This window comes from Pseudomonas kielensis, assembly GCF_030505375.1.
Classification (GTDB): Bacteria; Pseudomonadota; Gammaproteobacteria; order Pseudomonadales; family Pseudomonadaceae; genus Aquipseudomonas; species Aquipseudomonas kielensis.
The window spans coordinates 1-18,539 of record NZ_CP130043.1; the positions used below are offsets into that span (position 1 = coordinate 1).

The window sequence follows — 18,539 nt, forward strand, 5'->3', positions numbered from 1 at the left end:
AGCCAACGTTCTGCACGAGCCCAAAGACTGCGCCGGGGCGCCAGGCGAAAGATTGATAATGGTCAACAATTTCGACACTGGACCAGGCCCGGACAACCGTGCGTCGGGCAACACCCTCCTTTGCCCTCCCTTTGACAAAGATCAAACCCGCTACCCTGAACAGCGGCAGGCTAAGGGCAAGACTGCACGGCCCCAAAACACCGCAACCATTGGGGCGAGCGATTGCACGATCACCTCACCGGAGAGTTGTCATGACTGATCAATCACGTTTCATGCTGGTCGTCTCGCCGCTGATGGAGCACAGCCCCGCCTTCGACCGGGCCGCTGCCTTGGCCAAAGCTGCGGGCGCCGCCCTGCATATCGTGGCGTTCGATTACCTTGAAGGGCTGGCAACCGCCAGCTTGGTCAACGAGCAGGCGATGGAGCAGATGCGACTGGGCTATGTCGAGCGGCACCGTCAGTGGCTCGAAGACCAGGCGCGTCCCTTGCGCAAGATCGGTGTGCAGGTGACCACGGAAGTCGTCTGGGTAGAGAGGCCGCTGCAGGAGATCCTCATTCACCTCAAAGAGCAGCCGATGAGCGTATTGATCAAGGCCCTGGAGCACGAGTCGCTGCTGTCACGCCTGATGTTTACGCCACTGGATATCCATCTGCTGCGCGAATGCCCGGTGCCTCTGCATTTCGTCAGTCAGTTGCACAATGTCTTGCCGCGCAGGATCGTCGCCGCCGTCGATCCGTTTCATTCCGATGACCAATACAAGGGCCTGAACGACCGGATTCTGCGTGAGGCCTCCAAACTGGCGAGCACCTGTGATGCAGAACTGGATGTGATCTACGCCCATGACCTTTCCGGCATCAGCGCGGACGAATTCGGCTTCAGCAATGGCTCGGCGTTTTTCTCCTCGGCAAAAGCCAAGGTCCTGTTCGACGCGCAGGCGGATGCATTTCGCGACCTTGCCGAGCGCAACGGGATCGCGCCGGAGCGCCAGCACATGATCATGGGCAATCCTGCCAAGGTGCTTTCCAGCTATGCGGACGCCTATAACATCGATGTGATTGTCATGGGTCGTGTGGGTCACCGCGGCATGGGCCGGTTGATCGGCAGCACGGTGGAGCATCTGCTGTACAAGATGCCCTGCAGCGTGTGGGTGGTGTCTCCAGAAAACATCTGACGGTCGATGGCTCCCGCCGCACTCATCCGCGCTTGCTTCAGATTTCCAGCCACGTGGGTGACAATGCCACCCACGTGGCTGCCATGAGCCGCATTGCTCAGCGCGGCATTGGCCGTGACCCAACCCCTGTCTGAACCTGTGTGCCGGAGAAGCTTCGTGAATATCGATTGGCTCAATTTCACTCCCTGGTCATCCCTTGCCGGTGGCGCATTGATTGGCCTGGCGGCCAGTCTGTTCGTCGTTGCCAACGGGCGCATCGCAGGCATCAGCGGCCTGATGGGCAGTCTGTTACAGCGCCGCAGCGAAGGGGCAATCGAGAAAGCGCTGTTTCTCCTGGGCCTGCTCATCGCGCCGCTGGTATGGGGACTGTTTGCCACCCTGCCCAAAATTGAGTTCCAGAGTGGCTGGCTCGGACTCACGGTTGCGGGCTTACTGGTGGGCATCGGCACCCGTTACGGCTCGGGTTGCACCAGTGGGCATGGGGTGTGCGGCATATCGCGCCTTTCGCCGCGATCGATGGTCGCCACGGCGTGCTTCATGTTCAGTGGTTTCGCCACGGTGTTCGTCTTGCGTCATCTGCTGGGGGGCTGAACATGATCAAGCTGAGTGCGTTCATTTCTGGCCTGCTGTTCGGCCTGGGTCTGCTTCTGGCAGGCATGGCCAACCCGACAAAAGTGTTGGCTTTCCTGGATGTGGCCGGTGCCTGGGACCCTTCCTTGGCGTTGGTCATGGTCGCCGCCATTGGCGTAGCCGTTGGCCCGCTCACCTGGGCGCGGCAACAATCCAGCTCGCTGCTGGGAAGGCCAATGCAGCTACCGAGCAAACGTGAGCTGGACCCGCGTTTGGTGGGCGGCAGCCTGTTGTTCGGCATCGGCTGGGGGATAGCGGGCATCTGTCCTGGCCCCGCAGTGGCCATTGTGTTCACCGGACATTGGCAAGTGATTGTGTTCATGTTGGCCATGCTGGCCGGCATGTTGTTGTTTACTGCGCTGGAGACTCGGCGAAACCATTGAAAGGCAGAGCGCCGGGAAAACGAACACGCGGTGGTGGGTGGCACCTGCGAATGGCGGCAATCACTTCAGTATCTGATGTATGTCAAAGGCGCTTGCGACGGCTCTGCTATTTGTTCAAGGGTCATGCTGAGGCTTTCAATTTTGGCAACTCGGCATTTGCTTCAGCTCACCCCTACCCAGGCAGCCTGACATGAAAAACAGCAGATTGGCCGTGCTCTTCCTCACCGCTTCGTTAGTCCCCTTGTGGGCATTGGCAGCAGAGCCATCCCAAGTGACGCAGGCGCAACAACAGGCCCCGAATGTGGCCGAGTTCGATAAGCAGATGGTTCAGGCGCAAGACATCTTCAAGAAGATGCAGGCTCAGATGGAGCAAATTCAGCAAACCCAGGATCCCCAACAGCGCCAGAAGCTCCTTCAGGAGCATTGGAACACCATGCAAAATGGAATGAGCATGATGAACGGTATGTGGGGGCCGGGAATGATGGGCAAAGGGCACATGATGGGAGGTAGCCACATGATGGGGTGGCAGGACTACTCGAACATGACCCCGGAGCAGAAGAATCAACACCAGTACATGATGGACAGGTACACGGGGATGCAACAGATGATGATGGACAACATGATGCGCCATCAGCACTTCATGCAGGGGCCGCCACCGGCCAAGCCTGGGCAGTAGGCCAGCGCCGAGTCTGACCCGACGGGAAAGCCGCTCACGTAACGCCGTCGAGAACGCGGCAACCCGTTTCAATGCGTGCTGGGAGTATGGGCAAGCGAGGGCCGGAACAGGCCCTCGCTGTTTGCAGTCACACTCAGCGCTTGAGTTTGCGCTTGTTGCGGTATTGGTCGATGACCACCGCGACCACGATGATCAAGCCTTTGATGATGTCCTGAATGTAGGCATCGACTCCGACGAAGGTGAATCCGCTGGCCATCACCCCAAGGATCAGTGCGCCGATGACGGTGCCGGTGATGCGCCCCACCCCGCCCGCCAGGCTCGTGCCGCCGATGACCGCGGCGGCAATCGCATCCAGTTCATAGGACATGCCCATCCCGGCCTGCCCGGTGGCGGCACGAGCCGAAGCGACCACACCCGCCAGTCCCGCCAGCAACCCGGCGATGCTGTAGACGATGACCAGATGGCGTTTGACGTTGATACCGGACGTGCGCGCCGCCTGCATGTTGCCGCCGATGGCGTAGGTGTATTTACCGTACTTGGTGTAGCGCAGTGCGATGTGAAAGATCACCGCCACCACCAGAAAAATGATCACCGGCATCGCACCGTGACCAATGGCCGTGTAGGAGTCCGATAGCATGCTCACCGGCTGGCCTTCGGTGTAGTAACGCGCCAGGCCACGGGCCGAGACCATCATGCCCAAGGTGGCAATGAACGGTGGTATCCCGGTGATCGCAATGATGCTGCCGTTGATTGCCCCCGCCAACAGCCCGACACCGAGCCCGACAATCACTGGAATCCATACCGGCAAGTCCGTCAGTGACGGGAATACCGCCCGTGCGAAGTCCGAGGTCTGCGCCAGGCTGGCGGCGATCATCGCCGACAATGCCAGCACTGAGCCTGATGAGAGGTCAATGCCGGTGGTGATGATGACCTGGGTCACGCCAATGGCCAGCAGGCCTATGATCGACACTTGCAGGATCATCAGCACCAGGCGTTGGGAGTTCATCAGGAAGCTCTGGTCGCGCACGATCCAGCCGAACACCTCGAACACCAGGCCGATGCCGATCAGCACCAGGAAGATGCTCAGTTCAGTCGGAAAGCGTCGGCGACTCTTGACCGGTACCGTTGCTGGTTTGTTTTCCAGTATCGCATTCATAACCACTCACCCTTCTATCGCATCGTCGACGCTGGCCGAGCCAGCGCCGGCCCATTAGTGAACCGCGGACATGCCCGAGGCCAGTTGCATCACTCGCTCCTGAGTCGCTTCGCTGCGGTCGAGCGTGCCCATCAGGTCGCCTTCGTGCATGACCATGACCCGATCGCTCATGCCGAGCACTTCCGGCAGTTCCGAGGAAATCATGATCACCGCCATGCCTTCGCTGGCGAGGTAGGAGATAAGCCGGTAAATCTCGGCCTTGGCGCCGACATCGATGCCGCGGGTCGGCTCGTCGAGAATCAGGACTCGTGGATTGGTCATCAGCCAGCGCGCCAGCAAGGCCTTCTGCTGATTACCGCCGGACAAGGTGTCGATGCATTGCTCAAGCGACGGCGTTTTCACCCGCAGCTTCTTGCACATGTCCTCGCACAGGGCGCGCAGGGCTTTTTGCTGGATGAAACCGCGACCGGTGAAGTGCGGCAGCACCGCCATTTCCATGTTTTCCAGGACTGACAGGCACGGGAACAGGCCGCTGAGCTTGCGATCCTCAGTCAACAGGGCAAAGCCCTTCTCGATGGCCATGTGCGGATCGGTAATGCGCACCACTTCACCGTCAAGGCGAATCTCGCCACCGTCGCTGGGGGTGATGCCAAAGATCGCCTCGGCAACGTTGGTCCGCCCCGAACCCATCAACCCGGCAATGCCGAGGATCTCGCCGGCATGCAGATCGAAGGACACCTCCTTGAAGATGCCATCGAGCTTGAGGTCGCGCACCGACAACAACAGATTGCCAATCGGCTTTTCACGCACCGGGAACAGCTGGCTCAGTTCTCGCCCGACCATCATCGAAATCAGGCTGTCGCCGTCCATGCTGTCGGCCCGTTGCAGGCCGATGTAGGCGCCGTCGCGGAACACGGCCACTTCGTCGGCGATGCTGAACACTTCATTCATTTTGTGGGTGATATAGATGATGCCTTTGCCCTGGCTCTTGAGGTCGGCAATGATCGAAAACAGGTGGGCGACTTCCTTGTCGGTGATGGCCGAAGTCGGTTCGTCCATGATCAGGATGTCGGAGTCGTAGGACACCGCCTTGGCGATCTCGACCATCTGCCGTTCGGCGATGCTCAGGTTGCCGACCTGCTCTTCCGGATCAAGATTGATGCGCAGGCGCTCCAGCAGCTTCGCCGTGCAACGGTGCATTTCCCGGTGGTCGATCATGTGGAAACCGTTGAGCTGCTCACGGCCGATCCAGATGTTCTCGGCGATGCTCATGTGCGGCATCAGGTTGAGCTCCTGATGGATCATCGCGATCCCGGCCTGCAGCGCTGCCAGGGGCGTTTCGAAGACCACCGGCTTGCCCCGCAGGCGCAGTTCGCCGGCGTCTGGCTGGTAGATGCCGGCGATGATTTTCATCAAGGTGGATTTGCCCGCGCCGTTCTCGCCCATCAGGGCCAACACGGAACCGGGGCGTACCCGCAACTGGACGTCGGACAAGGCCACCACCCCGGGGAAACCCTTGCTGACGTTGACGATCTCCAACAGGTACGGCTCATCGACAGGTATTGCGGTTGGCTGGACACCCGGCAACGGGGTGCTCTTAGCAGTCGCTGAAGCGAACATGATCAGGTACTCCATCAGCAAGGTCGCGGTTGCCACCTTGCGTGTTTATTGTTGTTATTGAGCGGACGGACTATTTGAACTGGTCAACGTTCTGCAGGGTGATCAAGCGATACGGCACCCATACGGCAGGCTCTACCGGCTCGTTTTTGGCCATTTTCACGGCTGTCTCGATCGAACCGTCTGCCTGCCCCTTGGCGTCCTGAAACACCGACACGACCAGAGAGCCCTTCTTCACCGCGTTCAAACCGTCAGGCGTACCGTCGACCCCGGCGATCAGGATGCTGCCCTTTTCGACTCCGGCCTGCTGCAGGGCCATCGCGGCACCGATGGCCATCTCGTCGTTGTTGGAGACAACCGCGTCGAACTTGCGGCCCTGGGTCAGCCAGTCGTTGACCAGGGTCATGCCCTTGTCCCGCAACCAGATGCCGGTTTGCTCTTGCTCGATCTTGATGTTCGGGTACTTGGCCAGCACCTCTTTGACACCCTTGGTACGGTTGGTGGTGGAGTTGTTCGCCAGGTCGCCCAGCAGGATCACGATGTCACCCTTGCCGCCCATTCTGTCGGCCAGGTATTGCATCTGCATCTGACCGGCCTCCATATCGTTGGAGGCGACAGTGACCACGCCTTTGGGCAGGTTCAGGTCATCGGGACGCCGATTGACGTACACCAGCGGAATGCCGGCCTTGACCGCCGCTTCGGTGATTTTTTTGGTGGCGGCGGTATCCACGGGGTTGACCACAATGGCGTCGACTTTCTGACTGATGAAGCTTTCTACCTGGCTCAACTGCCGGACCACGTCGCTGCGTGCGTCTTCGAACTGCAGCTTGACGCCATCGGGATAGGACTTGGCTTTGGTGTCCATGGATTCACGCAGATAGGTCAGCCAGGTGTCATCGAACTGCGACATGCTGACACCGATCTTCATGTCAGCGAGGGCAGCGCCACTGGCGAACATCAGTGACAAGGCAAGTGAGGCGAAACGGATCTTGGTCTTCATGAAAGGTCTTTCTCCACATTCTTGTTGGTTTTATGGATAAGGCGTGACGATTTCAGTAAGCGGGCAAGCGGGAAAAGTGTTGGAGCCGGGTGCGAGGCAGTTCGCTGGAAATGACTTTATTGGAAAATATTTTCCATATCAACTCATTTTAGAATTTTATTCTAATTTTGTTCAGCGACGCTCGAAGGGGCTCAATTGCACCACCTGATGGCGCTCGAAACTCAGCCGCGCAGCGTCTAGCACACGGGTGGTCGCCAGTGCATCGCGGGCGTCCACAGGCAGTGGGCCACCGCCCTGCAATGCGGCTTGCAGTTGTAAATAGAACTGATTCCAGCAACCTCGTTCGGAGGGAACCCTTTCGCGCACTTCGCCCTGTTCGAACCAGCCCCAGCGGCGATGCTCTTCGACGCCCCAGCGCTCGCCTTCGGATTTGGGCGTGAGCCCGGCAAGGGCCGACGCCTCCTGCCCATCCAGACCGTCGACGCTGTAGCAGCCCTGAGTGCCGGTCACGCGAAAGCGCGGGCCGGGGGTGTTTTGCAAGCAACTGCCGCCCAGGTGCGAGATCACACCGCTAGCGTGAGTCAGGGACATAAAGAAGCCGTTATCGAACGTCTGGTCTTTCTCCAGATAATCCAGCTCGGCATAAACCTGGGAGACCGGGCCAAACAGCAGCAGTGCCTGATCCACCAGATGACTGCCCAGATCACGCAGGAAACCGCCACCACTGCCGTTGTTCACCGACTGCGGCGAGTAACGTTCGATCCGCGATTCAAAACGGCTGACCTGGCCCAGCGCACCGGACTCAATGAGTTTGCGCACGGTCAGAAAGTCCGAGTCCCAGCGCCGGTTCTGGTAGACGCTCAGTTGCACGCCCTGACGCTCGGCCATGGTGATCAGGGTTTGCGCTTGTTGCGCATCAGCGGCGAACGGCTTGTCGCTGACCACCGCCACGTTGTGTTCGATGGCGTCGAGTACCAGCGCCGGGCGGCCTTTGAGCGGTGTCGACACGACCAGCACATCGACCCCGATTTCGACCAGTTGACCGATGTTGTCGAAGGCCGGCACGCCGGGGTGTTCTGCCCCCAGCAAGCGGCGCCGTTCCGTTGAACGGGTCACCACACCGACGAAGGTGGCACCCGGCAAACTGCTGATCAGTGGAGCATGGAAAAATCGGCCGCCATGGCCGTATCCGACAAGTCCGATGCGCATGAATGTATTTTCCTTATGAACGCGGCCCCTGAGGGGGCGAGCTTGTTCCGGGCGGCGTTGCGACGATGACGACAGCACCCTCGACAACGGGGTGACTGTTGGATCGCAACCGCGAGCCAGCTCGCTCTCACAGGGGAACATTGTTAGTCGTAGAAAGACGGGCGCTCTGGCAGGCCGACCTTTACGATCTGCCCGCTGCTCTGCGCCTCGATGCACGCATCCGCCGCCACCGCCGCCGCAAAGCCATCCCACGCCGAAGGACCGCCAACCTGCCCGGCCCGTACGCCATCGATGAACGCCTGCAACTCGACGTCATACGCGGCGATGAACCGGTCCTTCCAGTCCATCAGAATCGCATTGGACAGTTTCGCCCCGCTGCGCAATTGAACCTGCGACGGTTCCGGCAGTTTGGCGATGCCTGTCTCCCCCACCACTTCGCACTGGATGTCGTAGCCGTACTGGCAGTTGACGAACACTTCCACATCGATGCGCGTGCCCTTGGCGGTTTCCAGCAGCACGATCTGCGGGTCTTTCAAATGAGCGTGGGCCTTGCTGGTCTTGCGAGGGAATACCACCTGTACCGACACGTAGTCGTCATCGAGCAACCAGCGCAGCACATCCAGCTCATGGATCAGGGTGTCGGTGATCGCCATGTCGGTCTTGTAGTTCTCGCCCACGGTCGGGTTGCGGTGGGCGCAATGCAACATCAACGGCTCGCCGATCTGGCCGCTGTCGATCACCGATTTCAGCGCCCGATACCCCTCGTCGTACGGCCGCATGAAACCGACCTGTACCAGCCGCTTGCCGTGCGCCACTTCCGCCTCGACGATCTTGCGGCAGCCTTCGGCAGTGACGGCCAGCGGTTTCTCACAGAACACCGGCTTGCCGGCGGCAATCGCGGCCAGCACGAACGCTTCGTGGCTCGGCCCCCAGGAGGTCACGAGGATCGCCTCGACGTCTGGCGCCTCGATCAGGGCGTGACCGTCGGGATAAACCTCGGCGGTCAGCTTGAGGTCGGAAACGACCTTGGCCGCTTGTTGCAGGTTGATGTCGGTGACCGCCACAACCTGGCTATTGAGCAAGGTCTGACTGCAACGCCGGATGTGGTCCTGGCCGATGGCCCCGGTGCCGATGACGCCAAGCTTCAAAGACATATAAAACTCCTGTTTGTTCGTTTCAGGGCAATCAGTATTGACGGGCCTTGGCCAGCCGTTCGTTGAGGGTCTTGGCCACCGTATCGGTGCGGGCGCTGGTGGAAACCTGCGCCACGCCGACCCGCCACCACGACAGGTAGCCGTGAATCATGGTCTTGGGCAAAACCTTGATGTCGATCAGTGTCGAAACCGTCTGCAAGCGCGCATCCGCCAGCGCGGCTTTCAGCGCTTCAACACTGGTCACTGTGTACGTCTTGCAGCCATAGGCCGCCGCGCTCATGGCGAAATCCACCGGCACAAAGCCGCCATCGAGCTTGCCGGTTTGCGGGTCGCGGAAGCGGAACTCGGTGCCGAAGCTGTCCATGCCGTTGCCCATCTGCAAGTTGTTGATGCAGCCGAAGGTCATGTTGTCCAGCAGCACCACGTTGATCTTGCGCCGCTCCTGAATCGAGGTCGCCAGTTCCGAGTGCAGCATCATGTAAGAGCCGTCGCCCACCAGCGCGTAGACCTCACGATCTGGCTCGGCAAGTTTCACACCCAACGCAGCATTCACCTCGTACCCCATGCAGGAATAGCCGTACTCGACGTGGTAAGTGTTCACGCCCTTGCTGCGCCAACTGCGCTGCAAGTCGCCAGGCAGGCTACCGGCGGCGGCCACAATCACGGCGTCGTCCGCCAGGGTTTCGTTGAGCACGCCGAGCACACGGCTCTGGGTCAGGCAGGAGCCGGTCAGCTCGATGAATTCGCGCAGCACCGCCGGGTCCATGTGGTCGTTGATTTCCGGGACGAAATCCTTGGCCTGGAATTCCACCTGATAGAGGCGATCGACTTCCTCATCCAGTTGCGCCTTGGCCTGACGGGGTTGATCGCCCCAACTCGAGCGATAGTCACCCAGCGCTTGGGCCAACGCCGACAAACCGGTTCTGGCATCCGCCAGCAATTGCACGCCGTCGAGTTTCAGGGCGTCGCAGGGGCTGATATTGAGGTTGAGAAATTGCACCTGCGGGTGCTGGAACAATGACTTGGACGCGGTGGTGAAGTCGCTGTAACGGGTGCCAATGCCGATGATCAGGTCCGCGTCCCTGGCCAGCAGGTTCGCCGCCAGGCAACCGGTTTCCCCGATGCCGCCGACGTTCAGCGGATGGCTGGACACCACCGCGCTCTTGCCGGCCTGGGTTTCGGCGAAAGGAATGTCAAAGCGCTCGGCAAACGCCTGCAATGCGGCGTTGGCACCGGAATAACGAACCCCGCCACCGCAAATGATCAACGGTTTACGCTTGCCTTTGAACAACGCCAGTGCATCGCCGAGCATGGCTTCGGTGGCTGGACGACGCTCGATGCGGTGCACGCGTTTTTGCAGGAAATAATCGGGATAGTCGTATGCCTCGGCCTGCACGTCTTGCGGCAAGGCCAGGGTCACGGCGCCGGTTTGCGCAGGATCTGTGAGCACACGCATCGCGTGGATTGCTGCGGTCATCAACTGCTCGGGACGGTTGATGCGATCCCAGTATTTACTGACCGCCTTGAACGCGTCGTTGGTGCTGATGCTCAGGTCATGGAACTGCTCGATCTGTTGCAGCACCGGGTCCGGTTGACGGCAGGCGTAGACATCGCCTGGCAACAGTAGCAAGGGAATACGGTTGGCCGTCGCGGTGGCGGCCGCGGTCAGCATGTTCGCCGCGCCTGGCCCCACCGACGAGGTGCAAGCGTAGATCTTGCGCCGCAGGTGCTGCTTGGCGAAACCGATCGCGGCGTGGGCCATGCCTTGCTCGTTGCGGCCCTGATGGACGATCAGGTCGCCGCTGTCCTGCTCAAGTGCCTGCCCCAGACCCAGCACATTGCCGTGGCCGAAAATGGTAAAGATCCCGGCGACGAATTTGCTCTGAACGCCATCGACCTCGATGTACTGGTTGTCGAGGAATTTCACCAGGGCCTGGGCCATGGTCAATCTTGTTGTGGTCATGCTTGCACCTTCCTTTGAAGCTAAATCCGGTGTGCGTTGTGGAATGCGATCAACTGTGGGAGCGGGCAAGCCCGCTCCCACAGGGATCTCCATTAACCTAGGGATTTGTGCAGGTGATCCATGCTCGCGCCGATCGCCTGTTCGATATTCTTCAGCCCATGCACGCAGTCAGCAAAGGGTTCGAACGACAGGTAGCCGCTGTAGCCGCTACTGAGCAACGTGTCGATCTGCGCGGCGTTGCCGAGAGTGTCGCCCTCGCCCACCAACACCCGATGCCCGTCACGAAGGGTGGCCAACGGCGCCTCGGCATCTTCGACGCCGGAGATGTGTACCAGCCCGGTCAGCTCAGGGAAGAACTCATGCTCGCCGGCCAGGTGATGGTGAAAGGTGTCGTGGACCAACCGGAACACATCCAGCCCGCCGATGGACTTGATCGCCTCCACCGCCGTGCGTTTACGGCGCAGCGAGCACTCTTCGAAACCCAGCGGCTCGATGAAGCCGAGAATGCCGTGATCACGCAGGATCGGCGCCAGCTGACTCAATGCCGTGCGCAGGCCTGAAGCGCGTTCGGCTTCACTGCGCGGGTCGTCACGGTCGTTCAAGGGACACATGACCAGCCCTTGCGCGCCGCAATCCCGGGCATAGGCTGCGAGCTTCAAGGCTTGCTCACGGCGTTGGTCGTTCCACACATCAAACGGGTACAGCGCGTTGATCGACAGCACGGTGATGCCTTTGGCCGCGCATAACTCACGCACGCGTTCGGGTGCCGTGCCGTCTTCGATCTCGATGCCTTCGAGGTCATTGCGAATCTCGATGGCGTCGGCCTTGAGGGTCACCGCCAGCTCGATGAAATCTGGCAGCGACAAGCGGGGGGCGACCATACGGTTCAAGGCGAAACGCAGGGGCTTGCTCATTATTGTTGTTCTCCGCGCAGTGAACTATTTAGCCGTCGGCATGCTGAATTCGGGGCCCTTGGCGATGCTGTCGGGCCAACGCTGCATCACGCTTTTGTAGCGGCTGTAGAAGCGGATGCCTTCTTCGCCGTAGGCATGGTGGTCGCCGAACAGCGAGCGTTTCCAGCCACCGAACGAATGCCAGGCCATGGGTACCGGAATCGGCACGTTGATGCCGACCATGCCGACCTTGATGCTGCGGGCGAAGGCTCGGGCAACCCCACCGTCGCTGGTGAAACACGACACGCCGTTGCCGAATTCGTGGGCGTTGATCAGGGCCACGGCGCTGGCGAAATCCGGAACCCGCACGATGCCCAGCACCGGACCGAAGATTTCCTGCTGATAGATGCTCATCTCGGTGGTGACGTTATCGAACAGGGTCGCGCCGACAAAGAAGCCATTCTCGGCCCCCGGCACCTTGAAGTTTCGACCGTCGACAATCAGCTGTGCGCCCTGGGCGACACCTTCATCGATGAACCCTTCGACCTTGGCCTTGTGCTCGGCGGTGACCAGTGGCCCCATGTCGGTGTCGCCCTGCAGGCCGTTACCGACCTTGAGTTGATCAATGCGCGGCAGCAGTTTGGCAATCAACTGATCGCCCACATCACCGACCGCCACGGCAATCGAGATCGCCATGCAACGCTCACCGGCCGAGCCGTAAGCCGCACCAATCAAGGCATCCGCCGCTTGGTCCAGGTCCGCATCGGGCATGACGATCATGTGGTTTTTCGCCCCGCCCAGGGCCTGTACGCGCTTGCCGCGAGAGGTGGCTTGCTGGTGGATGTATTGGGCAATCGGCGTCGAGCCGACAAAGGAAATCGCCTCGATGTCCGGGTGCTGCAGCAGGGCGTCGACCGCGGTCTTGTCGCCCTGGACCACGTTGAACACCCCGTCCGGCAAACCCGCTTCGGTCAGCAGGCGAGCCATCAGCAAACTGGCGGACGGATCGCGCTCGGAGGGCTTGAGGATGAAGCAGTTACCGGTGACCAGCGCCAGCGGGATCATCCACAGCGGCACCATCACGGGAAAGTTGAACGGCGTAACCCCGGCGCAAACGCCGAGTGGCTGGCGCAGGTTCCAGTTGTCGATACCGCCGCCGATGTTGTCGCTGAATTCGGTTTTCAACAGGTTCGGCGCACCGCAGGCGTATTCGACGATTTCGATGCCACGGGTGACTTCGCCCTTGGCGTCGGAGAACACCTTGCCGTGTTCGCGGCTGATGATTTCTGCCAGTTCATCGTGATGGCGGTCGAGCAATTCCTTGAACTTGAACATCACCCGCGAACGCCGTAGGGAAGATTGCTCGGACCAGGCTGGAAAGGCTTTGAGGGCGGATGCTACAGCCTCGTCTACCGTCTTCTCGCTGGCCAGCCCGACCCGGGCCTGCACGCTGCCGGTCGCCGGGTTAAAGACATTGCTGAACCGCTCACTGCCGCTGTCTTGCACCTGACCGTCTATGTAATGGCCTACAACCTGGGCGTCGCTCATCGTTATTGTTCTCCGTGCAGATAGTGGAATTCAGACGTTGGAATTCAGAGATCCAGCAGCCAGCTGTGCTGCGGATCGTTATGGAACTGCCAGACGCGTTTCGGGCCAGCCATCACATTCAGGTAATAGGACTCGTAGCCGTACGGCACACTGACCGGGTGATAGCCCTTGGGCACGACCACCAGGTCGCTGTTTTCCACGGCCATGGCCTGGTCGATGCTGCGATCGTCGGTGTACACCCGCTGGAACACGAAGCCCTGGGGCGGGTTGATCTGGTGGTAATAGGTTTCTTCGAGAAAGCTCTGGTGCGGCAGGTCGTCGGTGTCGTGCTTGTGCGGTGGATAGCTCGAGGAATGCCCGGACGGTGTGCGCACTTCGACCACCAGCAGTGAATGGGCGGGCGCGGTGTCCGGCAGGATGTCGCAGACGTAACGGGTGTTGGCGCCCTTGCCGCGCACACTGCGCTTCATCGTGTCTGGTTTGATCAACCGTGGGCCAAGGGCTTCGGTGGTCGAACCAGGCGCAGCGCACACGGCAATTTGCACATCACTGAGGGCGACCACCTGGGCTTGACTGCCAGGCGGCAAGTACGCGGCGAACGGAGACTTGTCTTCGAACACTGACTGCCGATCGCCAATGTTGTCCCAGTCGAACGCGCCCTGCCCCGGCGCTTCGCCCTTGATGCTGACCCGGCCGCTGAGTAGCACCAGGCATAATTCTTTACCACCTGCCGAGACCGGCAGGGTTTCACCCAGGCCCAAGCGATAAGCCGCGAAGCCGACGTATTGCAGCTCACCGTCGCCCAACTCGACCATGGTGCGGCCGCGGGCGTTGCTTTTGACCAGCAGGCTCATGACGCAACCCTCGCGTCGAGCAACGCCCGCAAGGTGTCGTAGCCTTTTTTCGCGTAGACATAACTCGGCGCCACCGCCGGGTCCTGCTCGGCTTCGACCACCAGCCAGCCGTGGTAATCGGCGGCCAGCAGCACGTCGAGCAATGAGCCGAAGTCGATATCTCCATCACCGGGCACGGTGAAGGTGCCGTTGATGATGCAGTCCGGGAAGCTCCACAGGTTGTTGCGCGCCAGCTGCACCACCGGTTTGCGCACGTCCTTGAAATGCACATGACAGATACGGTCGATGTGCTTGCGCAGGACCTGCAAGGGTTCGCCGCCGCCCATGTAGCAATGGCCCGAATCGAACAGCAGGCCAACTTCACTGCCGGTCAACGCCATCAGCTTGTCGATGTCCGCCGGGGATTCGACGTAAGCGCCCATGTGGTGGTGATAGGCCAGACGTACGCCCTGGGACAGGGTGAAACGCGCCAGTTCGGTGAGCTTGTCGGCGTATTCCTGCCAGGCCTGTTCGGTGTGCAAACGTGGGCGTTCAACCAGCGGAATGCGCTGGCCTTGAATGGAGTCGGCGACTTCACCGTAAACCAGCACCTTGGCGCCGTTCTTCGCCAACAGCTCGAGATGGCTGCCGATGGCGTCGATTTCCTCCGCCACCGAGCGGCGGGCCAGACGGCTGGAGTACCAGCCGGACACCAGCGCCAGGTCGTAGGGCCGCAGCACGTCGCCGACGCCTTTGGCGTCCTTGGGGAATTTGCCGTTGAGTTCGAAACCTTCGTAGCCGATTTCCTTTCCTTCGCTCAGGGCGGTGCTCAACGGCGTCTCGCCACCGAGGGACGGCAGGTCGTCGTTGCTCCAGGAGATCGGGTTGATGCCAATTCGGATAGCGGGCATGGCTGCACCTTTTATTGTTTTACACACATCAGTAAGAACGACGCTGAATCCTTGTGGGAGCGGGCTTGCCCGCGATTACGGCGGCACATTCAACATTAATGTGTCGGCTAGATCGCTATCGCGGGCAAGCCCGCTCCCACAGGGGTATTACGGTGTTTCATCAAGCGCGGGACGCACGCCAGGCATCGATCAATTCGACAAAGGTGCCTTGCACCTGCTCAATCAGCACTTCATCGTCGATTTCCCCGGCCAGCCACGCGCGGCTCGGTTCCTGGAAAATGGTCCGGCCGACGGCGAACCCGCGACAGGTCTGGCTCTTACTGGCCTGCTGAAAGCCTTCGGCCAACGCTGATGCCGGAGCATTCAAGCCCAGCAACACCACCCCTCGGCAGTACGGATCGCGCTCCTGGATCAGCGCGTCGAGTTGCTGCCACTCCTCGGCGCTTTGCGCTTCGATCTTCCACCACGCCGGGTAGATGCCCAGGTTGTAGAGGCGTTTGAGGGCGCGATACAACACGTCAGGGTGGGCCGAGGGGTGATCCTTGGGCGGGATGATTTCCAGCAACAGTTCATGACCGCTGACCTGGGACGCCTGATACAAGCCCTTGATCTGCGCTTCCTGTTCCAGACGCAGCAGAGGCTCGTCATCGGGATGAAATTGCACCAGGCACTTGATGATCTGTTCCTGTGGCCAGGCAATCAGGTTGCTGCCGATAGAGCGGCCGTGTTCGAAGGCCAATGGCCGCGAACCCTGGACTTCCACCGGCCGCGCCACCCACCAGCCGCGACCGGTGGCGGCGTTCAGTGAGTCCTGGCCGAAACGTTGATCGGCCAGCAGCCCAACATCGGCGTCGATGCCTTGCTCGCGCAAATCGGCTTCGACACGTTCCACGGCCTGGATGAACAGTTGCTTGAGTTCGCTGATGGCGTTGAGGTCACGGCAGCCCTTTTGCGCCAGCTCCACCAGTTGCCAGCGATGGTCGAAGGCAAAGATGAACAGTTGCCTCCACTGTTTGCGCGGCACGCTGACCTGGTGCAGGCGCTGCAACACGGCGTCCTGGTCCGGACGGGTAATCGGCACCGGGCTGTTGAACAGGTAATCCAGTTCGGCGCGGGTCGGCATCGCCGGGGCGCAAGCATGGCGCGACACCACCAGGCCGCCGCAGGCGTTGGCCAACTGGCAGCAGCGCTCATCGCTGGCGTCCTCCAGCCAGCCACTGAGGAAGCCCGACATAAAGGCATCACCGGCACCCAGCACATTGAGCACTTGTACTTGCACGCCAGGATAAATCACGCCGTCTTCAAGTCGTGCCGCAATCGCGCCGTGAATCACCGTGCAGCCTTGCGGGCCGAGCTTGACCACCAAGGTTGCAGCACTCAAGCGCCGGACGTTACGTAGCGCCGTGAGCAAATCCTCGGCGCCACCGGCAATCAGAAACTCTTCTTCAGTGCCGACGATCAGGTCGAAACGCGAAAGGATTGTCTGCACATGCTGGCTGACGTTCTGGCTGGCGACGAAACGGGTTTCACCGTCCGCCTTGCCGGCCACCCCCCAGAGCACCGGGCGGTAGTCGATGTCCAGCACCCGTTTGACATTGTGTTTCTCGGCATAGTCCAGCGCCTGAATGCTCGCCTTGTACACGCCGTCGGTAGAGAAATGCGTTCCGGTGATCAGCAAGGCTTTGCTGGAGGCGATATAGGTTTCGCTGATGTCTTCGGCCAGCAGCGCCATGTCGGCACAGTTTTCGCGGTAGAAGACCAGGGGAAAGGTTTCGCGGTCCTTGAGACCCAGCAGCACCATGGCGGTCAGGCGCTCAGGATCGACCTTGATGCCACTGGTATCGCAGCCTTCACGGGCCAGGGATTCAACGAGGAAGCGGCCCATGTGGTCGTCCCCTACCCGGCTCAGCATCGACGACTTGAGCCCCAGCCGGGCGGTGCCGAACGCGATGTTGGCGGACGAACCGCCCAGGTATTTGGCGAAGCTGCTCACATCCTCCAGCCGCGCCCCGACTTGCTGCGCATAGAGGTCGACGCCAAGGCGTCCGAGGCAAATCAGATCCAATTGACGCCCACTGGCAAAACGAGTCTGGCCCATGCTGGCTCCTGTTATTTTTATCAGCCTGCGTTCGGGGCGATGAAGGCGCCGAACACTCTTGGTGGGATGCAGACTAAAACGACCCGGACCGAACAATCAATAATTATTCCAATTATTTTTTACATGGAATATTTTTTCCAATAAGCTTTGGTACAAGCGCTCCAGACGCGGTACATCGTTTCAGCAAGCATCGCACCGCTGCAAGGCTCAAGATTTTATTCAGGCCGACCCTGTAGACTGCGCAGAGTCAACCTATTGTCAGGGGGCGAGGTGAAAATCGTCCCTATAAGTACAAGCCAGAAGGATTCCCCAATGTCCCCCACCGATCAGCCGGCTACGACCGAGAGCACGTCCGAGAGCCCTCTTGTCAGCCCCCCGATCAATGCCGAGCGTCTGCTGCAACTGATCACCAATGAATACGAAAGCCTGCCGCGCCAGCTCAAACGCATCGCCAGTTACATGAGCCAGCAAAGCGACCGGATCATGGTCGATCGCATCAGTGACATCGCTCGCGAGTGCGAAGTGCACCCGTCGGCCATCGTGCGGTTTTCCCAGCGTTTTGGCTTCAGCGGCTTCAGCGAAATGCAGGCGCTTTTCCGCGAGGCGTATACCCACAAGACCACGCCGGTGCAGAACTACCAGCAACGCATTCGCAGCATGATCGCCAACAAGTCGCAGAAGGCCAGCGGCGGCGATCTGGCGCGCGAGTGCATCAATGCCACGCTGTCGGGCATCGAACGACTGGGGCTGGAACTCGATGACCAGGCCTTCGACAAGGCCGTGGACCTGGTGGTGAATGCCGACAATATCTACGTGGTCGGCGTGCGCCGTTCGTTCGCGGTGGCCGATTACCTGGTCTACAACCTGCAACACACCAACAAGCGTATCCATCTGGTCTCGGGGCTCGGCGGAAGCTACCGCGAGCAGATGCGCAGTGTGCGTGCCAATGACCTGGTGATCGCCATCAGCTTCACGCCGTACGGCAAGGAAACCCAGCACTGCCTGCGCATCGCCCAGCATCATCAGGCGAAAACCCTGATCATCACCGACAGTAACCTTTCGCCTTTGGCCAAGCGCGCCAATACCGTGCTGCTGGTCAACGAAGGCAGCTCGTTTGCCTTCCGCTCGTTGAGTGCGACCTTGTGCCTGTGTCAGGCGTTGTTTATCGCCGTGGCTTATCGACTGGAATTGAAAGTCGATGAGATTCACGAGCAGGTCGGGTTCGAAGACTGATCGAGGCACTGGCGCCCGATGCCAAGCGCAGCGAAGAACAGCCACCTTTGCAGGGGAGCGCTC

The 18,539-nt window shown here is 60.3% G+C and carries 16 protein-coding genes; 5 read left to right on the forward strand and 11 right to left on the reverse strand.

Annotated features, from left to right (window positions below):
- The first annotated feature begins 251 nt into the window (after nt 1-251).
- The 4 genes from Q1W70_RS00005 (at nt 252) to Q1W70_RS00020 (ending at nt 2,861) form a co-directional block, all read left to right on the forward strand.
- Nucleotides 252-1,172, forward strand: a complete 921-nt coding sequence (locus Q1W70_RS00005) for a universal stress protein (RefSeq protein ID WP_166591848.1) — start codon at nt 252-254, stop codon at nt 1,170-1,172.
- A 156-nt stretch (nt 1,173-1,328) separates the two neighbouring features.
- Nucleotides 1,329-1,763 (forward strand): YeeE/YedE family protein, encoded by a 435-nt coding sequence (locus Q1W70_RS00010; RefSeq protein ID WP_166591849.1) that lies wholly within the window; start codon nt 1,329-1,331, stop codon nt 1,761-1,763.
- Nucleotides 1,764-1,765: 2 nt separating this feature from the next.
- Entirely contained in the window at nt 1,766-2,185 is a 420-nt protein-coding gene (locus Q1W70_RS00015; RefSeq protein ID WP_166591850.1) for a DUF6691 family protein, read from the forward strand.
- Between the two features lie 190 nt (nt 2,186-2,375).
- On the forward strand, nt 2,376-2,861 hold the full coding sequence (locus Q1W70_RS00020; protein WP_166591851.1) for a hypothetical protein: 486 nt from the start codon (nt 2,376-2,378) through the stop codon (nt 2,859-2,861).
- A gap of 133 nt (nt 2,862-2,994) precedes the next feature.
- On the opposite strand, the gene Q1W70_RS00025 is transcribed toward Q1W70_RS00020, so the two are convergent.
- From Q1W70_RS00025 to Q1W70_RS00075, 11 genes are all read right to left on the reverse strand, one after another.
- Nucleotides 2,995-4,017 carry an ABC transporter permease gene (locus Q1W70_RS00025; RefSeq protein WP_008063531.1) on the reverse strand — a complete coding sequence of 341 codons (1,023 nt, stop codon included), beginning with the start codon at nt 4,015-4,017 and terminating at the stop codon, nt 2,995-2,997.
- Between the two features lie 54 nt (nt 4,018-4,071).
- A complete protein-coding gene (locus Q1W70_RS00030; protein WP_166591852.1) occupies nt 4,072-5,637 on the reverse strand; it encodes a sugar ABC transporter ATP-binding protein in 1,566 nt (521 codons plus the stop codon).
- 70 nt (nt 5,638-5,707) lie between these two features.
- A complete protein-coding gene (locus Q1W70_RS00035; protein WP_166591853.1) occupies nt 5,708-6,634 on the reverse strand; it encodes a sugar ABC transporter substrate-binding protein in 927 nt (308 codons plus the stop codon).
- 171 nt (nt 6,635-6,805) lie between these two features.
- Entirely contained in the window at nt 6,806-7,843 is a 1,038-nt protein-coding gene (locus Q1W70_RS00040) for a Gfo/Idh/MocA family protein (RefSeq protein WP_166591854.1), read from the reverse strand.
- Between the two features lie 143 nt (nt 7,844-7,986).
- Nucleotides 7,987-8,997 (reverse strand): bifunctional inositol 2-dehydrogenase/D-chiro-inositol 1-dehydrogenase, encoded by a 1,011-nt coding sequence (gene iolG, locus Q1W70_RS00045; protein WP_166591855.1) that lies wholly within the window; start codon nt 8,995-8,997, stop codon nt 7,987-7,989.
- Between the two features lie 31 nt (nt 8,998-9,028).
- Nucleotides 9,029-10,960 carry a 3D-(3,5/4)-trihydroxycyclohexane-1,2-dione acylhydrolase (decyclizing) gene (iolD, locus tag Q1W70_RS00050; protein WP_166591856.1) on the reverse strand — a complete coding sequence of 644 codons (1,932 nt, stop codon included), beginning with the start codon at nt 10,958-10,960 and terminating at the stop codon, nt 9,029-9,031.
- Between the two features lie 92 nt (nt 10,961-11,052).
- Nucleotides 11,053-11,874 (reverse strand): TIM barrel protein, encoded by an 822-nt coding sequence (locus Q1W70_RS00055; protein ID WP_265537514.1) that lies wholly within the window; start codon nt 11,872-11,874, stop codon nt 11,053-11,055.
- 24 nt (nt 11,875-11,898) lie between these two features.
- A complete protein-coding gene (locus Q1W70_RS00060) occupies nt 11,899-13,401 on the reverse strand; it encodes a CoA-acylating methylmalonate-semialdehyde dehydrogenase (protein ID WP_166591858.1) in 1,503 nt (500 codons plus the stop codon).
- Nucleotides 13,402-13,445: 44 nt separating this feature from the next.
- Nucleotides 13,446-14,255, reverse strand: coding sequence for a 5-deoxy-glucuronate isomerase (gene iolB, locus Q1W70_RS00065; protein WP_166591859.1), 810 nt, complete (start codon nt 14,253-14,255; stop codon nt 13,446-13,448).
- Complete coding sequence (gene iolE / locus Q1W70_RS00070) at nt 14,252-15,145, reverse strand: myo-inosose-2 dehydratase (RefSeq protein WP_166591860.1); 894 nt, start codon at nt 15,143-15,145, stop codon at nt 14,252-14,254. Before iolE ends, iolB begins: the two co-directional genes overlap by 4 nt.
- Before the next feature lie 160 nt (nt 15,146-15,305).
- Complete coding sequence (locus tag Q1W70_RS00075) at nt 15,306-17,243, reverse strand: bifunctional 5-dehydro-2-deoxygluconokinase/5-dehydro-2-deoxyphosphogluconate aldolase (protein WP_302098439.1); 1,938 nt, start codon at nt 17,241-17,243, stop codon at nt 15,306-15,308.
- 312 nt (nt 17,244-17,555) lie between these two features.
- On the opposite strand from Q1W70_RS00075, the gene Q1W70_RS00080 reads away from it, so the two are divergent.
- Nucleotides 17,556-18,476 (forward strand): MurR/RpiR family transcriptional regulator, encoded by a 921-nt coding sequence (locus Q1W70_RS00080; protein WP_166591862.1) that lies wholly within the window; start codon nt 17,556-17,558, stop codon nt 18,474-18,476.
- Nucleotides 18,477-18,539 lie beyond the last annotated feature (63 nt).

Bases quoted from the DNA above. Each gene is read 5' to 3' on its own strand.
- iolG (WP_166591855.1), bottom strand. From the start codon at position 8,997: ATGTCTTTGAAGCTTGGCGTCATCGGCACCGGGGCCATCGGCCAGGAC.
- Q1W70_RS00025 (WP_008063531.1), bottom strand. From the start codon at position 4,017: ATGAATGCGATACTGGAAAACAAACCAGCAACGGTACCGGTCAAGAGT.
- Q1W70_RS00035 (WP_166591853.1), bottom strand. From the start codon at position 6,634: ATGAAGACCAAGATCCGTTTCGCCTCACTTGCCTTGTCACTGATGTTC.
- Q1W70_RS00055 (WP_265537514.1), bottom strand. From the start codon at position 11,874: ATGAGCAAGCCCCTGCGTTTCGCCTTGAACCGTATGGTCGCCCCCCGC.
- Q1W70_RS00020 (WP_166591851.1), top strand. From the start codon at position 2,376: ATGAAAAACAGCAGATTGGCCGTGCTCTTCCTCACCGCTTCGTTAGTC.
- Q1W70_RS00075 (WP_302098439.1), bottom strand. From the start codon at position 17,243: ATGGGCCAGACTCGTTTTGCCAGTGGGCGTCAATTGGATCTGATTTGC.
- iolB (WP_166591859.1), bottom strand. From the start codon at position 14,255: ATGAGCCTGCTGGTCAAAAGCAACGCCCGCGGCCGCACCATGGTCGAG.
- Q1W70_RS00030 (WP_166591852.1), bottom strand. From the start codon at position 5,637: ATGTTCGCTTCAGCGACTGCTAAGAGCACCCCGTTGCCGGGTGTCCAG.
- iolD (WP_166591856.1), bottom strand. From the start codon at position 10,960: ATGACCACAACAAGATTGACCATGGCCCAGGCCCTGGTGAAATTCCTC.
- Q1W70_RS00015 (WP_166591850.1), top strand. From the start codon at position 1,766: ATGATCAAGCTGAGTGCGTTCATTTCTGGCCTGCTGTTCGGCCTGGGT.
- iolE (WP_166591860.1), bottom strand. From the start codon at position 15,145: ATGCCCGCTATCCGAATTGGCATCAACCCGATCTCCTGGAGCAACGAC.
- Q1W70_RS00005 (WP_166591848.1), top strand. From the start codon at position 252: ATGACTGATCAATCACGTTTCATGCTGGTCGTCTCGCCGCTGATGGAG.
- Q1W70_RS00040 (WP_166591854.1), bottom strand. From the start codon at position 7,843: ATGCGCATCGGACTTGTCGGATACGGCCATGGCGGCCGATTTTTCCAT.
- Q1W70_RS00080 (WP_166591862.1), top strand. From the start codon at position 17,556: ATGTCCCCCACCGATCAGCCGGCTACGACCGAGAGCACGTCCGAGAGC.
- Q1W70_RS00060 (WP_166591858.1), bottom strand. From the start codon at position 13,401: ATGAGCGACGCCCAGGTTGTAGGCCATTACATAGACGGTCAGGTGCAA.